Consider the following 19,970-nt stretch of genomic DNA (forward strand, 5'->3'; position numbering starts at 1 on the left):
CTCATGACAGAATTACAATTTTCCGATCCTTATCAATTAGCAAAATACATCAAAGAAGCAAATAAACAAACACCTGTAAAAGTCTATATCAATGGAGATCTTAGTAACGTCCAAGCAGATGGCATCCAATTGTTTGGTAATGGCACTTTCTATTTCGTGGTTGGTGACAGTCAAAAAGTAGCTGAGTTTTTAACCGCGCACCAAGACAAGATCACCGATCACTATCTGGAAAATGATCGCCGCAACTCAGCGATCCCTTTATTGGACATGACGAAAGTCGATGCCCGTATCGAACCAGGTGCCTTTATCCGTGACCAAGCCATCATTGAAAAAAATGCCGTTATCATGATGGGGGCCGTGATCAACATTGGTGCCGTCGTTGGTGAAGAAACCATGATCGACATGGGTGCGATTTTAGGCGCCCGAGCAACCGTTGGAAAAAAAGCCCATATTGGCGCTGGTGCTGTCTTGGCTGGCGTTCTTGAGCCACCTTCAGCAAGCCCAGTCATCATTGAAGACAATGTTTTGATCGGTGCAAATGCCGTCGTCCTTGAAGGCGTCCGTGTCGGCGAAGGTGCAGTCGTCGCTGCCGGTTCTGTGGTAACGGAAGATGTCCCTGCTGGCGCAGTCGTTGCTGGCTCACCAGCCAAAGTCATCAAAATGAAAGACGAGAAAACGAAAAGCAAAACCGAATTTTTAGACGATCTACGGGGCTAAGCCGCGCTTTTCTCAAAAATAAGCAAAAAAACGCAGTGCGGGTTCAGTGATGAGCCTGCGCTGCGTTTTGTCTAAAAAAGGGCGTGCCGAAAGCTTTTGGCACGCCCTTTTTCTATTGGTAAATGTTCTTGTAAAAGTGTTTATTCTGCTTGAAATTCTTTGATCGCTGCTTGGATCTCTTGATAGATCACGGCAACTTCTTCAAGGTCTTTTGCGTTTGCTCCACTGGCAAGGGGATGTCCGCCGCCATGATGGCGTTTGGCGATCTCATTGATCACTGGACCTTTCGAACGCATCCGCACCCGATAATAGCCTTCTGGTTGTTCGACAAAGATCGCCCAAGCCATCACTTCGTCGATTTTCCCTGGTAAGGAAACGACTGCTGAGGTTTCCGAATCCACTACGCCAAAACGCTGCTGCAATTCTTGTGATAGGATCACTTTGCCAGCACCAATCTCATCGATCTCGATGTTTTCGTAGACATACCCTGAAAGGCGAGCAACACTGCGAGAGACTTGATCCAATTGCCGATTGATCTTCGGTGCATCAAAACCGTAATCCAATAGTTCAGCCGCTAAGCGCAGCGTTGTCGCTGTCGTTGCCGGATATAAAAACCGTCCAGTATCACCAACGATGCCCGCATACAGCAGACGAGCCGCTTCTTGCGTCATCGTCAGCTCGTTTTGAAACATTTGCCAAAATGAAACGATCATCTCACTACAGCTGCTGGCTTTCGTATTGACCCAGACCAGCTCTCCGTAAGGCTCATCATTAGGGTGATGATCGATTTTGATCAATTTCGCCCCTTGATCATAGCGTTGGTCACTGACCCGTGGTGCATTGGCCGTATCTGTAACGATCACCAACGCTCCTTTATACAAATCATCAGGGATTGTCTGCATCAGCGCCAAGTAATCCAATCCTTCAACAGGTCCGCCGACTTGATAGATTTCTTTTTTGGGAAAACTAGCTCGTAAAATTTCTGCCAAGCCCACTTGTGATCCTAATGCATCTGGATCAGGGCGTTGGTGCCGATGGATAATGATTCGGTCGAATGCTTTGATTGTTGCAAGTATTTCTTCTTGTACCTTCATGAATGGTCTCAACTTTCTCTCTAAAATTTTTCCATAAGTGCCGTTTTCGATGATTTATGGGCGTTCCATTACTTGGCATACCACGATCGCTTTTGCCACTAAGGAATTTTCGATCGATACTTCGATATCGATTTTCGCCGAACGTCGCCCCAGTTCTAGAATCTTCGGTTGAATGATGATCTCGCTTTCTAATTGGATCAAACGGAAGTAATGCAGATTGACTTGCTCGATCCAACTATTGCGCCGTTGATTCAACTGCATGGTACGTTTTGCCGTATTCGCGATCACTTCACTCAAGACACCAAAAGAGATCGTTCCGACTTCATTGACCATTTGAGGCGTCACCGCAAAGCTGAAATGTGGCTGCGGCAATTTGTTCCCTTCAAAATCTTGTTCGATGACTTGCATCTGTCCCGAGATTTGGTCTGAAATCGTATCTGAAATTTGTGTTTGTCGTTGGACCATCTGCATCGCTTTCATGATGTCTTGGCGTGTAACGATCCCAATCAAAGAAAGGTCATCTGCTACGACGGGCATCACTTCTAAGCCATCCCAAATCATCTGATGGCTGGCAGAGGCCACACTCATCTCTTTTTTTACGACCCGGGGTTCCCGGGTCATGATTCGTTCGATGATCTGCGTGTCAGGCTTTTCTAGGACATCTTTGGCTGTGATGATCCCAACGACCCGCATATTCTTGTTGACAACTGGATAGCGGGAGTGATTGGTAGACTCCGAAAGCAGTTTGTAATCCTTGACCGTATCAAAGGTGTGCAGATACTTGGTTTTTTCCAATGGCATATAAATGTCACTCACCAGCATGATGTCCTTTTTGATCAGCTGGTCGCTCAAGGCACGGTTGATCATCGTTGCCACGGTAAAGGTGTCATAGGTCGTTTGTAAAATCGGCAGCTCCAATTCGTCTGCTAAGCGACAGATTTCCTCTGAGGTTTCAAAGCCCCCCGTGATCAAGACGGCTGCGCCATCTTCCAGTGCCAACTTGTGGACTTCGTTACGGTTTCCGACGATCACTAAGGAACCAGGCGTGATGTAGCGTTCCATTGCCGATTCCTTCATGGCGCCGATAACAAATTTGTTCAAGTCTTTGTCTAAACCGGCTGCGCCGCCCAAAACATCGCCTTCAATGATTTGGACGACTTCGCCGAAAGTTAGTTTTTCAATGTGTTTCTTTAGTTTCCGTTCAATCCGAATGGTTCCCACACGTTGGATCGTTGAAACCAAGCCGATATTTTCCGCATCTTTGATCGCCCGATAGGCTGTTCCTTCACTGACATTCAAGTCTTTTGCGATTCCCCGCACCGAGATGCGATCGCCTACAGGCAGATTCTCGATATGCGCTAAAATCAAGTCGTGTTTTGTCGCCATAATTATCCCCTATTCCTACTACGAATCTTCCTGTTGCTTAAACTTCTAATGTCTCACCGACTGCAAGGATCTGGCCCACACCTGCCGGCAATAAATTCACGAAGGTTTGCGGATCTTGCTTGATCATTGGAAACGTATTGTAATGGATCGGTACTACTTTGCTCGCGTTTAAAAGCGCCGCTGCTGTTGCAGCATCTTGAACGCCCATCGTAAAATTATCCCCGATCGGTAAAAACGCCACATCGATGTCGAAACGTTCACCGATCATCGCCATATCGCTAAAGAGGGCAGTATCGCCAGCGTGGTAGATGGTTTTGCCTTCTGCTTCTAAAATGATCCCCACTGGATTGCCCATATAGATCATCGTTCCGTCTTCTTCAAGACCAGAGCTGTGTTTCGCTTCCACCATTGAGATTTTGCCAAACGGGAACTCAAAAGAGCCTCCCATATTCATGCCATGCGTCTCAGCAACGCCTTTGCGGGCTGCATAGCGGCAAATTTCAACGACACTGATCACTGGTGCTTCATTTCTTTTGGCGATCGGCACCATGTCCCCAATATGATCGCTATGACCATGCGTGATCAAAAGCCAATCGGTTTCCACTGTGTCTGCATCCAAATCAGTCAGAGCATTTCCAGTAATAAAAGGGTCAAACAACAATTTTTGGCCATCCGCTAATTGGATAGCAAGCACCGAGTGTCCGTGATACGTAAGTTTCATACAACATTCCCCTTTCCATCTAAGTAATACAGTCTAATATTTTTCATTATAACAGATAACGCCAGAAATCCAAAAGCACAAATTCTGGCAGCTTTATTACATCCGTCCTTTTTCTGGTTCTTGTCAAGAAAAATAAAAAAACTGTTCTACCCTTTCTGAATAAGGAATAGAACAGTTCGACCTGATGACTTCAAGCGATCATAGCGTTTTCTTACGTCCACCTTGTTTATAGATGCGCCAGACTGTTAAGAATAACGCCGTGATACAAAGAAGGAACGCCCCAAAGAAGGTGATTTTCATGCCATAGGCAAAAATATCTGCCCGACCTGCGATATAGGTCGTCACATGCTTCCCATAGGCTTGACTCATTGCGGCATAAAGAATCGTCGTTGCTAAGGATATCCCTAAGACCATGCCCAAGTTACGGGCAAAGGAATTTAGACTACCTGCCACCCCAAGGTTTTCTTTGGTGACACTGCTCATCACCATCGTATTGTTAGGGGATTGGAACAACGAATTGCCTAACCCCATGATAGCAGTAGCGACGACATAGTACCAAATCGGCGTATGCTGATTCATAAACATATACATCAGCTGAGTGATGGACAGCAACGCTAAGCCAGCTAAGACCAAGATCTCCGGTCCTACACGGTCCGTCAAATAGCCGCTAAGTGGTGAACCAATGACCATCATTAAGGGAAAGACCATCATCAGCATTCCTGCCACGCTCGGCGTTAAGCCTCGGGCACTTTGCAAGTAAAAGGGAATCACAACATTGACAAAAAAGTTTGCAGAAAAGATCAGCAGCGCCGTGATCAGGCTCATGGTGAAAATTTTATTACGAAAGATCCCAAAGGTAATCAGCGGTTTGCTCACACGCGCTTCTACTCGCAAAAAGACGATGAATGCCACTAAGGCGATCCCCACCAGTAGCAGTGGTAGCCACGTTAAAAAGCCACGCTCTTGTCCAAGAAAAATGCCGCCGAAGAAGCTGATAATTGCAATTGAAAACAGCACAAACCCGGTTTTATCGATGGAATCATGACTCATGGTGATATCTTTTGGCAACACCTTTTCTCCAGCAATCATTGTCAGAATACCGACTGGAACATTGATCCAAAAAATAAACGGCCAAGAAAAATGCGCCAAAATCACTCCGCCTAATCCAGGACCGGCGATGGATCCTAACGAAACAAAGGCACCAATCATCCCTAAGGCACGTCCTCGTTCACTCATAGGAAAGACTTCAGTAATGATTCCGGTATTCGTCGCCATCGTCATGCTGGCTCCGATCGCTTGCACGACTCGGGCAAATAGCAGAAATGCTAAGGAATGATTAAACCCGCATAACAGCGAACCGATAATAAAGATCAGCATCCCCAAGCGGAATACTTTGATCTTACCCCAACTATCGCCTACCTTACCGAATAACAAAAGGCAGGCACAAACGATCATCAAGTAGACGGATACGACCCATTCCGCTTGATTCATAGGGACACCCATATCTGCCGAGATCGTCGGCAAAGCGATATTTACGATACTCCCATCCAGTGTTGACATAAAGGTAAACATCGAAACAGCAATGAGAATCCACCACTTTCTCTGTTGTACTACGGGATTTTCTTGATAACTATTCACAAATCGACCATCCTCTCTTTGCTTGTTTTGTTCCTCTAGTCTTAGGGGGACAACTTTGTATTATTGATCGAAATCCATTCGCCGTCAATCCTTATCTGCCCTTCACGACCAAAATAAGGGGCATTTTGTAAAAAAACCGCCACCTGTTTCTTTCATAAAAAAAAGACAAAAGCTTCGGTGAAAAGAAATCGGCCGTCAAACGGCTATTCTTTCACCTGCTTTTGTCAGTAGGTCAAAACGAATTATTTACGGTTGCGATTTCTTTGGCTTGATTCCATGATGACCGGCAAGATGACTGGACGGCGTTTGGTTTGTTCAAACAAGAACCGACTCAAACGATCACGGATATCTTGTTTCAATTTGCTCCATTCAAACTCTTCATCATGAAGGTGTTTTTCTACGATTTCTTCCACGATCTCGCCACTTTCACGAATCAGATCGCGGCTGGCTTTCACGTAGACGAATCCGCGAGAAGTGATTTGTGGTGCAGAAATAATTTTCTTTTCACGACGATTGATCGTCACTACCGCAACGAAGATTCCGTCTTCAGATAAGACTTTGCGGTCTCGCAGGACGATATTCCCAATGTCACCGACACCGATCCCATCGATCATGACGTTTTCAGCTGGAACCGCACCTGCGGCAAGCATTTCGCCTTTTTTGTACTCTAACACATCTCCACGAGCAGTAATGAAGATATTTTTCATCGGAATCCCGACTTCTTGCGCCAAGTCCACATGGGCGGCTAATTGGCGGTACTCGCCTTGAATAGGGATAAAATACTTCGGTTTCATCATATTCAACATCATCTGCAGATCATTCGGGTTAGCATGACCAGAAACACGGAAATTATCCGAGATCTGTTTTACGGTACCGCCAGCGCGATAGATGATATCTTCCGTTTTCGCAACCACAGTTTCCATTGCCGTTGTCGGCGTTGTTGTGATGTAAACAAGATCTCCTTCTTTGATACGCAGCGTCCGGTGAGAGCCGTTGGCCATTTTTTGCAACGCTTTGATTGGTTCACCCATACGACCTGTTTCTAAAATCAGCAACTGTTCGTCTGAGTATTTTTTCATTTCTTTTTGGGTGATCAGCAAGTCTTCGGCAGGTAATTTTAATTTCCCTAACTTCATGGCCGTTTTGATGATCCGACCAAAATCTTGCCCGGTCAAAACGACTTTGCGATCAGAACGAAACGCCGCATCTAATACTTGTTGCACCCGTTGTAAATTGCTAGCAACGCTAGCGACGATGATCCGTCCTTCCCAGTAACGGATATTGTCATAAACTTCATCTTGAATCGTCAATTCAGAAGCGATCGGCGTTGGATTTTCGGCATTTGAAGACGTGCTTAGCAATGCTAAGACTCCTTCTTTTCCAATTTCCGCTAAGCGGCCAAAATCGGTTTGATACATAGGGATCGCTGTTTGGTCAAACTTGAAATCTCCTGTATAAACGATATTGCCAGCTTCTGTTTTGACGCTGATCCCAACAGAATCAGGGATAGAATGGGTCGTACGGAAAAAGCTGATGGTCGCATGACCAAAGTCGATCTCCGAATGTTCATCGATCACATGAAAATCTTTGAAGCGCTTGGTAGCTTCATTTTTATTCACGGTCAATTTTGCTAGTTCGATCGTTAACTCGGTCCCAAAGACCGGTACTTGGATATTCTCCAAGAAATAAGGCAATGCACCAATCGCATCTGCATGCCCGTGGGTCAAGAAGACACCCGCCACACGGTCGGCATTTTCTTCTAAATATGTGAAGTCTGGAATCACTGTATCGATCCCTAATAATTCATTTTCTGGATAACGGACACCGCAATCCAGCACAAATATATCCTCGCCAACTTCAGCAATGTACATGTTCTTTCCGTTTTCGCGTACACCGCCAAGAGGAATGATTTTTATCGTTTCCACTTTTATTCACCTCTTAATTTTTTTCTACTGTATTATTTCCCAAGCATAAGCCGTCCCTATTATTATACAACAAAAAAAAGAAAAGCGTGGCATTCACCACACTTTTCTGAAAAACTTATGGTTTACACATGAACTAATCCTTGCTGATGTAGGCTTTCGGCGATTTGAACAGAGTTCCATGCCGCACCTTTCAGCAAATTATCAGAAACGACCCATAAATGCAAGCCGTTTTCGACATCCAAATCTTTGCGAATCCGACCAACAAAGGTTTCCGTTTTGTCCACACTGGTCAAAGCTTGCGGGTACACTTGTTGACTCGGATCATCTTGCAAGACAGCTCCTGGCGCTTCGCTGATCCACTGTCTGACTTCCTCAACACTAGCATGGTCTTTGGTCTCGATATAAATCGACTCCGAATGACCGCTAAACACAGGGATCCGCACACATGTAGCTGCTACTTTGATCTGCGTATCTTCCATGATCTTCTTCGTTTCATTGATCATTTTCCACTCTTCGTAAGTATAATCCTCTTCGGCGAAAACATCGATTTGCGGCAAGGCGTTAAACGCGATCGGGTAGTGCTTTTTGTCGCTGCCTGCTGGTAAAATCTCAGGGTTTAGTTCATCAGCGGCTTTGCCAGCTAATAATTCTTGAGATTCACGAGTCAATTCAGCCAAGGCTTGTGCGCCAGCACCTGAAACTGCTTGATACGTCGAAACCAAGACCCTCGATAAACCGACTTTTTGACGAATCGGTTCTAACGCCACCATCATTTGAATCGTTGAACAATTCGGATTGGCAATGATTCCTTTATGTTGCGCTAATGCATGAGGATTCACCTCAGGAACGACTAGAGGAACATTCGGGTCCATCCGAAAATGACTGGTATTGTCGATCACGACTGCACCGTGTTTGACTGCTTCTGGAGCAAATTGTTTTGAAATGCCGCCACCGGCACTGAACAATGCAATATCGACGCCTGCAAAGGAATCTGTGGTCAGCTCTTGAATAACGAGCGGTTCATTTTTGAACACAAGGGTCTTCCCAGCAGAACGTTTGGATGCCAACAACGTTATTTTTTTGATCGGCAACGTGGTCTTCTCCAACATCTCAATCATTTTTGTTCCTACTGCGCCGGTAGCCCCGACAACTGCTACGTGATACCCTGTACTCATCAAATCACTCCTCGAATAAAAATACATTTTTACTAGTTTATCATATCTTGTAAAAAAGAAAAGACCTTTCGTGGAAAGAAGCGCAAAAAGAAGGCAATACTGTCTAAATTTTCAATCTTTTCCCCCTTTACAGAAAAAATCTACCTATATTTAAGGGTTATCATTTGTCACATTCAGGTGTTATAGGATATAATACCGACAGAAGGAATTTTGGGGAAGATTCTTTCCAACGTGCATGGGGAAATTAAAAATACCCAAAACATTGAATGAGGCAAGAATTGCATATGCAATTCTTGCCTCATTTTTATGCTTCATTCGATTCTTCGTTGTTTACTTTCACGATAGCAAAGCCTTTGTTATCAATAATCATCGTTTCATCTTCCAGTTGGACAAACTGTTCCATCAGGATCGAATCAGGACGAGAAAGAGTGATTTGGTCATCGCCCGTATTGAAAATACCGATGATCCGCTGTGCCCCTAACTCTCGTTCGAAAATGATCAGTCCATCCTCTTCCGAAACCCAGTTCCAACTCAAGGAACCTTCTGATAAGACTTTCTGATTGTCTTTGCGAATGCTGATCAATGAGCGAGTGAAATGCAGGAGATCACGATCTTGCTTTTCTTCTTCCCAAATCATACATTTACGGCAATCCGGGTCCATATCGCCGGTCAAACCGATCTCATCACCGTAATACAGGCAAGGAACACCTTGTTGCAGATACGTAAAGGCCATCACTTGGCGCATCAAGTCTTTGTCTCCTCGAGCCAAAGTTAACAAGCGCGGGGTATCATGGGAATCCAAGATATTGAACTGTACTTGATTGGTTTGCTCCCGATACAACATCAGCTGGTTATTTAATTCCGAGACCATTTTCGTCATAGAGATCTCGTCTTTGACAAAATATTCAATGATTGCATCCGTAAAGGCGTAATTCATTACTGCATGAAACTCGTCGCCTTGTAACCACCGTTGAGAAGAGTGCCAAATTTCCCCAAGGATATAAAAATCATCTTTGGCATCATCACACACTTGGCGGAATTTTTTCCAGAAGTGGTGACTGACTTCATTGGCAACGTCCAAGCGCCAAGCATCGATATCAAACTCTTCGATCCAATAACGAGCGATCTTCAACAAATAATCTTGCACGTCGGGATTTTCTGTATTGAGTTTTGGCATATGCGGCGTAAAGGCAAACACATCATAGGTGATGTCATAAGCATCTTCAAAGTTTTCCCCTTCTTTGTAGTTGACAGGAAACTCATTGATGTGGAACCAATCAGCAAAGGGCGAATCTTTGCCGTTTTTGATGACATCTAGCCATTGATGCGAAGTATCCCCCATATGATTGAACACAGCATCTAGCATGACTTTGATGCCGCGTTTGTGGCATTCCTCCACTAAGCGTTTAAAGGTGTCGTTATCCCCAAACGCTGGATCGATGGCTAAATAATCGATGGTATCATACTTGTGATTCGAATAGGCCTCAAAAATCGGACAGAAGTAGATTCCATTGATGCCTAGATCGACGAGGTAATCCAAATGATCGATGACCCCTTGCAGATCCCCGCCGAAAAAGTCTTGGCGATCGGGATTTTTTGAACCCCATGGCAATACACCTTCTGGATCATTTGATGGGTCCCCATTTGCAAAGCGTTCAGGGAAGATTTGATACCAAACGGTTTCTTTTGCCCACTCGGGAATTTTGAAACGATCGGCTTCTTGGAAGTAAGGCATCCGAAAATAATTGTTGTTCATTTCTAAATATTGCTGCTCAAAAGGATAGACCCCGTGGTCTCCATAAAAGACATGCAACCCATCGTAACTTTCGATGGAAAAGCCGTAAGACAAACGGCGGAATTCTGCTCCGACCGATACTTGCCAATAATCATGCAAGTCCGTGGAAAGAATTTTTTTCATTTCAATTCTTTGCTGGTACCAAGCTTCTTTATACAGTGTGTAAGGATCACCGCAAAGCAGCTGGACATGGCGGACGTCTTGACGGGCGGTACGCAAACGGATATGCATTTTATCCTTCTCGTACAAATACGCAAATTCACTTTCGGGACGATGATAAATGGCAGTAGTATTCATAGCAGACTCCTTTGACTTGTTTGATATACTCATTGTCGCACAAATCAGAAGTCAAAACAAGAGAAAAACGCAATCGGTTGCTTTATCTAAAAAATCTATAATATAAGTTAATATGAAATTAATTCAGTAATTAAAAAGCAAACGATTGCTTCGCCCTTTTTTAATCAAACGGCGTATTTTTCTCACATTGATTGCCAGTCCGTAAAATGTCATATTTCCGCAAGATCCCCACTGCCTCCGTCAACGACTGACTCAACTGCTGGATATCTTCTGCAGCCATTTGAGCGGTTTTGGCATTCAAGCGGTCTTCCACTTGTTTTTTCTTTTGGACAAACAACTGCTTCCCAGCTTCTTCCAAATAAACATTGACGTTGCGGCGATTGACGCCGTTGGTTTTGCGGACCACAAAGCCAGCCTTTTCTAACCCCGAGATCGAACGACTGATTTGGACTTTTGACGTACCGATTTGCTGGGCCAACTCGGACATCGTGATTCCTTCATTACTAGAGATCACCACGAGTTCCAAGATTTCCATTTTGGTCAATTTTAAATCTTCCAGACCGATTTCTTCAAACAATATGTTTCCCATCAGCGAAAAGATCTCCGCAAATACCGCCATATTGAATGTTCCTAACGCTTTTTCCATACTCTCCCTCTTTTCTGTCTTTAGTTTAGTATAAATTATTTGTTTAAACAATGATAATCGTTGATTTTTGTTAACCATTATGATAGCGTGGTTACATAATGAAAATAATCGTGAAAACGGCAAGAAAAGAGTGACAGCATGTTAGAATTAAAAGATATCAAGAAGTATTATACGGTTGGCGCCAGTACTACAAAAGCCCTCGATGGTGTCTCCGTCGCCTTTCGTAAACAAGAGTTTGTTGCCATTTTAGGGCCAAGCGGCTCTGGGAAAACAACCATGTTGAACGTGATCGGCGGCTTAGATAATTACGATTCTGGTGATATGATCATCAACGGCAAATCAACGAAATCCTTTAAAGATCGTGACTGGGATGCGTATCGGAACAATTCGATCGGCTTTGTCTTCCAAAGCTACAATTTGATCAGTCATTTAGGCATCATCGACAACGTCGAGCTTGGGATGACCTTGAGCGGTGTGTCAAAAGAAGAAAAATGCGCAAAAGCAACCGATGCTTTGACGCGTGTGGGCTTAGCTGAGCATATGCACAAAAAACCAAATCAGCTTTCTGGTGGTCAAATGCAGCGGGTAGCGATCGCTCGTGCCTTAGCAAATGATCCTGATATCCTTCTTTGTGATGAACCAACAGGTGCCTTGGATTCAGAGACCAGTGTCCAAATCATGGAACTGATCCAAGAACTATCAAAAGAAAAATTGGTCATCATGGTTACTCATAATCCTGAATTGGCGCACAAATACGCTGGACGGATCATTGAGTTCAAAGACGGACGAATCATTAAAGATTCGAACCCTCATGTCGAAGGACAAAAGAAAGACCAATTCGAATTAAAGCACACAAAAATGAGTTTCATGACTGCCTTACGTTTGTCGTTTAACAATATCCGCACCAAAAAAGGGCGCACCTTCTTGACAGCCTTTGCTTCTAGTATCGGGATCATCGGAATCGCCATTGTTTTGTCACTGTCAACGGGATTCCAAAAACAAATCGACAATACCCAGTCAGAAACATTAGCTCGTTTTCCGATCACGATCTCGCAAGTGGCCACTGAACAAGATCCATCAGCCATGGGGACGCGGGATAAATCGGAAGATTTCCCTTCAGATAAAGAGGTCACTGCCAAATTAAGTGATGCGGATCGTGCAACCCATATCAACAAAATCGATCAAGAGTTTCTCGATTACATCAACGACATTGATCCTGAATTAAGCAACAATATCGGCTACACTCGTTCCACTTCCTTGAACCTTTTCCGTAAGATCGATGATACTGTGGAACAAGTCAGCTTCTCCAATGCATCGCCTGACAATGAACAGACCAATGCCATGATGTCTGCCATGAGTGCCTCCACCGGGATTGGGGTTTCGACTTTCCCTGAGCAGTTATCAGAGGATAACGGCAATTTCTTAAAAGACAACTACGACCTTTTAGAAGGCAGCTACCCAAGTGCTAGCACAGATGTCGTTTTGATAGTCGATGAAAACAACGTAACGAATGTCAATGCATTGATCAATCTCGGTTTTGACATTGAAGATGGCGACAAGGTGTCCTTCGACGATATCGTGGGAACAAAAATCACATTGGCGTCTAATGATGCCTTTTACACCGAATTACCAACTGGAAACTTCATTCCAAATCAAGATTTAAATGACGTTTTCGATAATAGCAGCAACAAAGAACTAACGATCAGCGGAATCTTACGTATCAAGCAAAACTCTACGATGAACTTGCTGTCAACTGGCATTGCCTACAGTGATGCCCTCGCGCAAGAAGTCATCAAAGAAAACCAAGACTCAGCGATCGTCCAAGCCCAAAAAGACAGCGACACCAACGTGATGACGAATGAACCCGTTGACGAAAGTGCCAAAGATTCATTGATCGCTTATCTTGGCGGCAGTGATTTACCAAACAGCATTATGATCTATCCGAATGATTTCAGTGCCAAAGAAAAAATCCTTGATTACTTGGATGACTTCAACAAAGGCAAAGACAAAGAAGACCAAATCGTTTATTCCGATTTAGCGGGTACGATGACTCAATTGACTGGTGGCTTGATGGATGCCATCACCTACGTCTTGATCGCTTTTGCAGGAATCTCCTTGGTAACTAGCATGATCATGATCGGTATCATCACCTACACCTCTGTGCTAGAACGTACGAAAGAAATTGGGGTCTTAAAAGCATTAGGTGCTCGTAAAAAAGACATCACCCGCGTCTTTGATGCCGAAACCTGTATTTTAGGGATCGCTTCAGGAGCTTTAGGTGTCCTGATTGCTTGGTTAGCCACATTCCCGATCAACGCGATCTTATATAGTATGACTGATCTCGAAAATGTTGCTCAATTAAATCCGGTCCACGGCCTGATCTTGATTGCTGTCAGCACCGTCCTAACGATGATCGGCGGCCACATACCAGCTCGAATGGCAGCGAAAAAAGATGCAGCGATCGCTTTACGCGCCGACTAATTTTATAAGAAAATCCAGCAGACAGCAGCCATTCCTTTGGCTGCTGTTTTTTTGTCCTTCCTTCTGACTTCCAAAAGGTTTCTCTTGAAAAATCCATAAATGAGGAATACAATAGATTTGTTTTTAGGCATACCTAAAAAGATAGGGCGTGAAACGATGAATGATGAAAAAAAATTGATCCAAGCGGCCAACGGTCCTAGCTTGGAAGAAATAAATAATACAGTTGCCATTCCAAAAAACGGCAGCTTTTGGCGCAATCTCTTAGCGTTTTCTGGTCCTGGGGCATTGGTAGCCGTGGGCTATATGGACCCAGGAAACTGGATCACCTCGATCGGTGGCGGTGCTGAATATGGCTATCTCTTACTTTCTGTGATCTTGATTTCCAGTTTGATCGCTATGCTGCTGCAATACATGGCAGCCAAGCTAGGGATCGTGACCCAGATGGACCTTGCGCAAGCAACTCGTAAACACACCAGCAAAGGCTTAGGCTTTGTTTTGTGGATCGTCACCGAATTGGCTATCATGGCAACGGATATCGCGGAAGTGATCGGAGGAGCGATCGCTCTCAATCTACTATTCGGCTTACCTTTATTAGTTGGAGTCATCTTAACGATTTTCGATGTACTGCTTCTGCTCTTTTTAATGAAATTGGGTTTCCGAAAAATCGAAGCGATCGTCATGACACTGATTTTGGTCATTATGCTGGTCTTTTGTTACGAAGTCATTATTGCTCAACCAAATTTGCCTGCTGTCTTGCAAGGCTTTATTCCCCAAAAGCAAGTCTTGAACCATGGACAGCTGACAATGGCGTTGGGGATCGTTGGTGCGACTGTGATGCCGCATAATCTCTATCTGCATTCTTCGATCTCCCAATCACGAAAAATCGATCGCAGCGATACCCAAGAAGTGGCAACGGCCGTGCGGTTCGCTACTTGGGATTCCAATATCCAATTATCCGCTGCGTTTTTGGTCAATTGCCTGCTTTTGATCTTAGGAAGCGCCTTGTTCTTTGGTCATAGTGAAGAAGTCGGCACCTTCTCCGCGCTGTTTGATGCTTTGCAAGATTCCTCCATTGCTGGTGCTGTCGCCAGTCCAGTCTTGAGCGTTCTGTTTGCCGTGGCGCTCTTGGCATCTGGTCAAAATTCAACGATCACTGGGACACTGACGGGGCAAGTCGTGATGGAAGGATTTATCCATATGAAGATCCCTACTTGGGCGCGACGTCTGATCACCCGTGGCTTATCGGTGATCCCCGTCTTGCTTTGTACGATTTACTTTGGCGGCAACGAACAAGCCTTGGACGATCTGCTGATTTATTCGCAAGTCTTTTTAAGCATCGCCTTACCCGTTTCGATGATTCCGTTGGTTCTTTTTACCAGCTCAAAAAAAATCATGGGGGAACGCTTCAAGAATCCGCTATGGGTCTCTACCTTAGGCTGGATCTGTGCCATTGCACTGACGGTCTTGAATGTCCGCTTGATCATCGAAACACTCGGCAACTTCTAATAGAAAAAAAGCTTACGAGCTAGCCTCGTAAGCTTTTTTTGGTTAATTCGTTTCTAAATCATGTAAAAACAGACCGCTCAACAGTTTTGGTTCAAACCAAGTTGATTTTGGCGGCATAATTTCTCCCGCATCAGCTACTGCCAAAAGATCGGCCATTTGCGTTGGATACATGGAAAAGGCCAATGTCCATTCTCCTCTATCTACCAAACGTTCCAGTTCTTCTGGACCACGAATTCCGCCGACAAAATCAATGCGTTTGTCTGTCCGCACATCTTGGATCGCGAAAATATCAGCCAGCACGTATTGTTGTAAAAGCGACACATCCAGCTGTCCTACCGCATCTTGCGGCACAGCTTCCGGTTTGATGGTCAACTCCCACCACGCATGGTTTAGGTACAGATGAATCGAACCACGTTGCGCTGGTTTCTTCCTTGTAGTTTCTCGAATCGTAAAATGTTGGGCTGCCTGCTCAAAAAAGGTTTCTGGCACTGGTACCCGCAAAACCCGATTGTATTCCCAAATCGCCAATTCATTTTCTGGGAATAAAATCGCTAAAAAGCGGTCGCTTTCTTGACTGCTTTGGCCATCGGCTCGCTTTTGCAAGCCGACTTTGACTGCTGACTCTGTGCGGTGATGCCCATCCGCAATATAAAGGGCATCTACAGCTTGAAACTGCTGGGCAAAAGAGGCGACTAGCGCTGGATCATCGATCAGCCAAACACGATGTTGCACCTCATGATAGCTGACAAAATCATAGATTGGTGCATGCTCTGCTTGCCACGCATCGATCGCTTCTTTGACTGCTGCTGGTTGGCGATAGCTCAAGAAAATCGGACTTGTATTGGCATCACATGCCAGAATATGATTGATCCGATCGATTTCTTTTTCTGGACGGGTAAACTCGTGTTTCTTGATTTTCCCAGCGACGTAATCATCGATCGAGGTACAGGCGACAAGCCCAGTTTGGCTTCTACCAGCCATCGTCAATTCATACAAATAATATGCGGGCGCCGTTTCTTGAATCAACCAGCCTGCTTCTTGAAAAGATGCAAGATTTTCCGCCGCTTTTTGATACACCTGTGGATCATAAGGATCGATTCCTGGCAAGTCGATCTCCGAACGGTCGATGTGGAAATAGCTGTAAGGATTGCCTTGCGCAAACGCTGCGGCTTCTTGTGAATTGACCACGTCATACGGTAGCTCGGCCACTTTTTCTGCCAATGAGGCTTCTGGACGAATGGCTTTAAACGGAAATACTTGAACCATTAATACCCAACCTCCTGATTCTTGATGACCCGTACACGAACGATATTTTCGTTCTCCCGCAGTTTATCGGCTAATTGATTCAACAAGGCTTCATCTTCAGAAGCGACATCGGCTAGGGTGTAAGCAAAGTCTTCCCGTCCACGATTCAGCATATTGTCGATATTGATTCCAGATTCCGCAATGATCGATGAAATCTGACCTAACATATTCGGTACATTGCGATTGATGATCGTCAGACGATAAGGCGAATGAAAAGCCATCTCAACAGTTGGAAAATTCACTGAGCGCTTGATGGTTCCAAATTCCAAGAATTTTTTCAATGTTCGGGCTGCCATCTTGGCACAGTTGACTTCGGCTTCTTCTGTTGATGCACCTAAATGCGGCAAGACGAGGACTTTTTCATTGTGCAGCAATTGTTCATCCGCAAAATCAGTCGTATAGCCCGCTAAACGGTCAGCTTTTAATGCACGTAAAACCGCATCTGTATCGACGATTTCTTTACGAGAAAAGTTGAATAGCTTCGTTGTTGGTTTCATTTTCGCAAGTTCGGCTTCCCCGACGAGATGATGCGTGTTTTCCATTAGCGGCACATGAACCGTGATAAAATCACAGGTTGAAAAGACTTCCGCAATATCATTGGCACGCTTGACCCGACGAGAGATCGTCCAAGCAGTATCCACTGACACGTAAGGATCATAACCGACTACTTCCATCCCTAGACGATAAGCATCGTTAGCGACCATCGCTCCAATAGAACCAAGGCCGATGATTCCTAACTTTTTGCCTTCTAACTCTGTTCCAGCAAATTGACTTTTTTGCGCTTCTGCTTGTTCTTCCACATTATCACCGCTCAAGGTTTGGACCCATTGGGCACCTCGTAAAATCGGACGGACACTTAAGAGCAGACTAGCGATCACTAATTCTTTGACCGCATTGGCATTGGCGCCTGGCGTATTAAAGACGACGATCCCTTTTTCAGTACATGCTTTGACGGGAATGTTGTTGGTCCCAGCCCCTGCACGGGCAATACCTAAGACACTTTCAGGAAAAGCGTAATCGTGCAATTTCTGGCTGCGCAGCAAAATCCCTTGCGGTTGGTCGCTTTCGTTGATGGCATACTTTTCTTTTTCTAAACGCTGTAATCCTTCTGGTGCGATCGCATTGAATGTTTTAATTTGGAACATTTATTTGACCTCCGCTTCAAATGATTTCATAAAGTCGACTAACGCTTGGACGCCAGCTAATGGAAAGGCATTGTACAAGCTTGCTCGCATTCCTCCAACGGAACGATGCCCTTTCAAGTTCTCAAAGCCAGCTTTGACAGCTTCTTCATTGAAGCGCTGATCTAATGCTTTATCCCCTGTCACAAAAGGAATATTCGTTAGTGAGCGGCTATCAACAGCCACAGGACTACTGTAAAGAGCAGAGGCTTCGATCGTTTCGTATAAAAGCGCCGCTTTTTGGCGGTCTTGTTCTAAAATTGCAGGAATGCCGCCTAATTCTTCCAACCATTCAAACACCAATTTAGCAATATAGATAGCATACGTTGGTGGTGTATTGTACAATGAGTCATTTTTAGCCTGTAGACGATAATCCAGCATTGGAGCGAAAACAGCATCATCATTGAGTAAATCTTCTCGGATGATCACTACCGTCAACCCTGCAGGACCAATATTCTTTTGGGCCCCAGCATAAATCACACCGAAGTCTTCTACGCGATAGTCATTGGCTAAAATATTTGAGGACATGTCTGCTACGATCGGCACATTGCCAGCCTGCGGAATCGTTTGAAAGGCCGTCCCTTCAATGGTATTGTTCGTGGTGATATGCAAATAAGCCGCTTCTTGATCGATCGCATCTTCTGAAATTTCTGGAATATAAGTAAAGTTTTGATCCTCACTAGAGGCAATGACTTCCACCGTCACGTTTCCAAACGCTTTTGCTGCTTCAATAGCTTTCTTCGACCAAGAACCGGTATTTACGTATAAGGCTTTTTTGTTTTGTGCAAGATTCAAAGGGATCATACTGAATTGGAGACTCGCGCCGCCTTGTAAAAACAGTACCTGATAGTTTTCAGGAATTCCCATTAATTTTCGTAAAAGTGCTTCTGCATCTTTAATGATTGCTTCAAACAAGGAGGACCGATGACTCAGCTCCATAACGGACATCCCACTTCCGCGGTAATTCAAAAGTTCGGATTGTGCTTTCTCCAATACGGGACGGGGCAATACGGCAGGACCAGCTGAAAAGTTATAAACTGTCATACAAAAAATCTCTCCTTTATGTTAGATGTGAAAATCATTATAACAGATAGCCGAAAATGAAAAAAGCCTTAAAAGAGAAAATAATTTTGAATTTTCAGAAAAGACTACCAATTTCTTAACGTTCGTCATTTCGGCATTTTTTCAAATAGCCAGCGAGAAATTTCATTGTAAACGATCTCGCGGTTGCGCTCATTCAAAATCTCATGACGGCCATGTTCGAGCAAATACATCGTCACGTCAGCATTTTGCTTCAGTTGCTGAGCCAATTGGCGGACGCTTTTGCCATAGTGCCCCACAGGATCATCTGCACCTGAAATCAAGAGCAGCGGCAATTCTGGATCAATCCTGCGCAATTGGTCCGGATCACTGGCAACTTGCGTCAATGTAAAGAGATCCTTGTAAGCCGCTAAAGAAAAATGAAATTGGGTGTAAGGGTCCTTCAAGTAGCGATCAACTTGTTGCGGATCACTGGTCAACCAATCCTTAGCGGTCCGATTGGGACGAAAACGCCGGTTGTGCTGGCCAAAAACCAGCTGTTCCATTACGTGATAAGGCCATTGCTGAGCGGCAAACGGGCGCAACAAGTTCGTAACGAGTTTGCCTCCTTGCATCAGCACGGCTTTTTCCATCGTGGTGCCCATGATGATCGCTCCTGACAATGGATGTGGCTGACTAAACAAATAATTCCGCAACACCAGCGACCCCATACTGTGCCCTAAGATAAAGTATGGTCGGTCTGGGTAGCAAGCAGCTGCGTACTGATGGACCACTCCCACATCTGCCACTAAATAGTTGGCGCCCTCTTTTTCACCAAAATGCCCATAGGCCTGTGTTTCCTTCACGGATTGCCCATGCCCTAAGTGATCATGACCGATCACCGCATAGCCTTGCGTAGTCAAACATTCCGCAAACTCGTGGTAACGTTCAATGTGTTCGATCATTCCGTGAACGATTTGCACGACTGCTTTCGGCTGTTCTTCTGGCAGCCACGTTTTGACAAAAAGCTGATCCTTCCCATTTGATGAAGTCAGCTTTTCTTGATTCATCCTCATAGTTCGC

The 19,970-nt window shown here is 44.7% G+C and carries 15 protein-coding genes; 3 read left to right on the forward strand and 12 right to left on the reverse strand.

From position 1 onward, the window contains the following. Positions 1 to 3 precede the first annotated feature (3 nt). Positions 4 to 717, forward strand: coding sequence for a 2,3,4,5-tetrahydropyridine-2,6-dicarboxylate N-acetyltransferase (dapD, locus tag IGI69_RS13760; protein ID WP_151195956.1), 714 nt, complete (start codon positions 4 to 6; stop codon positions 715 to 717). Positions 718 to 857: 140 nt separating this feature from the next. On the opposite strand, the gene IGI69_RS13765 is transcribed toward dapD, so the two are convergent. The 8 genes from IGI69_RS13765 to IGI69_RS13800 form a co-directional block, all read right to left on the reverse strand. Next, a complete protein-coding gene (locus IGI69_RS13765; RefSeq protein WP_016609391.1) occupies positions 858 to 1,811 on the reverse strand; it encodes a DHH family phosphoesterase in 954 nt (317 codons plus the stop codon). 54 nt (positions 1,812 to 1,865) lie between these two features. Beyond that, positions 1,866 to 3,197: a DRTGG domain-containing protein gene (locus tag IGI69_RS13770; RefSeq protein WP_005228249.1), complete on the reverse strand. Its 1,332-nt coding sequence runs from the start codon at positions 3,195 to 3,197 to the stop codon at positions 1,866 to 1,868. Positions 3,198 to 3,234: 37 nt separating this feature from the next. Continuing rightward, positions 3,235 to 3,918: a metal-dependent hydrolase gene (locus tag IGI69_RS13775; RefSeq protein WP_005228247.1), complete on the reverse strand. Its 684-nt coding sequence runs from the start codon at positions 3,916 to 3,918 to the stop codon at positions 3,235 to 3,237. 198 nt (positions 3,919 to 4,116) lie between these two features. Beyond that, positions 4,117 to 5,556: an MFS transporter gene (locus IGI69_RS13780; protein ID WP_015510327.1), complete on the reverse strand. Its 1,440-nt coding sequence runs from the start codon at positions 5,554 to 5,556 to the stop codon at positions 4,117 to 4,119. 242 nt (positions 5,557 to 5,798) lie between these two features. Continuing rightward, positions 5,799 to 7,481: a ribonuclease J gene (locus tag IGI69_RS13785; RefSeq protein ID WP_270266858.1), complete on the reverse strand. Its 1,683-nt coding sequence runs from the start codon at positions 7,479 to 7,481 to the stop codon at positions 5,799 to 5,801. Between the two features lie 122 nt (positions 7,482 to 7,603). After that, complete coding sequence (locus tag IGI69_RS13790) at positions 7,604 to 8,656, reverse strand: aspartate-semialdehyde dehydrogenase (protein ID WP_010749982.1); 1,053 nt, start codon at positions 8,654 to 8,656, stop codon at positions 7,604 to 7,606. A gap of 304 nt (positions 8,657 to 8,960) precedes the next feature. Further along, the gene (locus IGI69_RS13795) at positions 8,961 to 10,748 is read right to left on the reverse strand and encodes a glycoside hydrolase family 13 protein (RefSeq protein WP_005228237.1); all 1,788 of its coding nucleotides are present in this window, start codon (positions 10,746 to 10,748) and stop codon (positions 8,961 to 8,963) included. A 160-nt stretch (positions 10,749 to 10,908) separates the two neighbouring features. Continuing rightward, positions 10,909 to 11,394 carry a MarR family winged helix-turn-helix transcriptional regulator gene (locus IGI69_RS13800; protein ID WP_010749984.1) on the reverse strand — a complete coding sequence of 162 codons (486 nt, stop codon included), beginning with the start codon at positions 11,392 to 11,394 and terminating at the stop codon, positions 10,909 to 10,911. Between the two features lie 138 nt (positions 11,395 to 11,532). Here IGI69_RS13800 and IGI69_RS13805 point away from each other — a divergent pair, with 138 nt between their 5' ends. Together IGI69_RS13805 and IGI69_RS13810 are read left to right on the forward strand one after the other, a co-directional pair. Then, entirely contained in the window at positions 11,533 to 13,875 is a 2,343-nt protein-coding gene (locus IGI69_RS13805) for an ABC transporter ATP-binding protein/permease (protein ID WP_270266855.1), read from the forward strand. Positions 13,876 to 14,031: 156 nt separating this feature from the next. Next, positions 14,032 to 15,381: an Nramp family divalent metal transporter gene (locus IGI69_RS13810; protein ID WP_005231816.1), complete on the forward strand. Its 1,350-nt coding sequence runs from the start codon at positions 14,032 to 14,034 to the stop codon at positions 15,379 to 15,381. A gap of 42 nt (positions 15,382 to 15,423) precedes the next feature. Here IGI69_RS13810 and IGI69_RS13815 read toward each other — a convergent pair whose 3' ends face one another. The 4 genes from IGI69_RS13815 to IGI69_RS13830 form a co-directional block, all read right to left on the reverse strand. Next, complete coding sequence (locus IGI69_RS13815) at positions 15,424 to 16,647, reverse strand: DUF1015 domain-containing protein (RefSeq protein WP_194193422.1); 1,224 nt, start codon at positions 16,645 to 16,647, stop codon at positions 15,424 to 15,426. Beyond that, the gene (locus tag IGI69_RS13820; protein ID WP_016609459.1) at positions 16,647 to 17,831 is read right to left on the reverse strand and encodes a phosphoglycerate dehydrogenase; all 1,185 of its coding nucleotides are present in this window, start codon (positions 17,829 to 17,831) and stop codon (positions 16,647 to 16,649) included. The genes IGI69_RS13815 and IGI69_RS13820 overlap by 1 nt, the downstream gene beginning before the upstream one ends. Then, complete coding sequence (gene serC / locus IGI69_RS13825; protein WP_270266852.1) at positions 17,832 to 18,911, reverse strand: 3-phosphoserine/phosphohydroxythreonine transaminase; 1,080 nt, start codon at positions 18,909 to 18,911, stop codon at positions 17,832 to 17,834. Between the two features lie 125 nt (positions 18,912 to 19,036). Continuing rightward, the gene (locus IGI69_RS13830; RefSeq protein ID WP_270266851.1) at positions 19,037 to 19,963 is read right to left on the reverse strand and encodes an alpha/beta fold hydrolase; all 927 of its coding nucleotides are present in this window, start codon (positions 19,961 to 19,963) and stop codon (positions 19,037 to 19,039) included. Positions 19,964 to 19,970 lie beyond the last annotated feature (7 nt).

This window comes from Enterococcus sp. DIV1083b (genome assembly GCF_051713705.1).
Lineage (GTDB): Bacteria > Bacillota > Bacilli > Lactobacillales > Enterococcaceae > Enterococcus_D > Enterococcus_D casseliflavus.

What these genes read in the sequence shown, in the direction of transcription:
- IGI69_RS13805 (WP_270266855.1), top strand. Translation starts at nt 11,533, where the DNA reads ATGTTAGAATTAAAAGATATCAAGAAGTATTATACGGTTGGCGCCAGT.
- IGI69_RS13815 (WP_194193422.1), bottom strand. Translation starts at nt 16,647, where the DNA reads ATGGTTCAAGTATTTCCGTTTAAAGCCATTCGTCCAGAAGCCTCATTG.
- dapD (WP_151195956.1), top strand. Translation starts at nt 4, where the DNA reads ATGACAGAATTACAATTTTCCGATCCTTATCAATTAGCAAAATACATC.
- IGI69_RS13790 (WP_010749982.1), bottom strand. Translation starts at nt 8,656, where the DNA reads ATGAGTACAGGGTATCACGTAGCAGTTGTCGGGGCTACCGGCGCAGTA.
- IGI69_RS13765 (WP_016609391.1), bottom strand. Translation starts at nt 1,811, where the DNA reads ATGAAGGTACAAGAAGAAATACTTGCAACAATCAAAGCATTCGACCGA.
- IGI69_RS13800 (WP_010749984.1), bottom strand. Translation starts at nt 11,394, where the DNA reads ATGGAAAAAGCGTTAGGAACATTCAATATGGCGGTATTTGCGGAGATC.
- IGI69_RS13770 (WP_005228249.1), bottom strand. Translation starts at nt 3,197, where the DNA reads ATGGCGACAAAACACGACTTGATTTTAGCGCATATCGAGAATCTGCCT.
- IGI69_RS13830 (WP_270266851.1), bottom strand. Translation starts at nt 19,963, where the DNA reads ATGAGGATGAATCAAGAAAAGCTGACTTCATCAAATGGGAAGGATCAG.
- IGI69_RS13810 (WP_005231816.1), top strand. Translation starts at nt 14,032, where the DNA reads ATGAATGATGAAAAAAAATTGATCCAAGCGGCCAACGGTCCTAGCTTG.
- IGI69_RS13775 (WP_005228247.1), bottom strand. Translation starts at nt 3,918, where the DNA reads ATGAAACTTACGTATCACGGACACTCGGTGCTTGCTATCCAATTAGCG.
- serC (WP_270266852.1), bottom strand. Translation starts at nt 18,911, where the DNA reads ATGACAGTTTATAACTTTTCAGCTGGTCCTGCCGTATTGCCCCGTCCC.
- IGI69_RS13820 (WP_016609459.1), bottom strand. Translation starts at nt 17,831, where the DNA reads ATGTTCCAAATTAAAACATTCAATGCGATCGCACCAGAAGGATTACAG.
- IGI69_RS13795 (WP_005228237.1), bottom strand. Translation starts at nt 10,748, where the DNA reads ATGAATACTACTGCCATTTATCATCGTCCCGAAAGTGAATTTGCGTAT.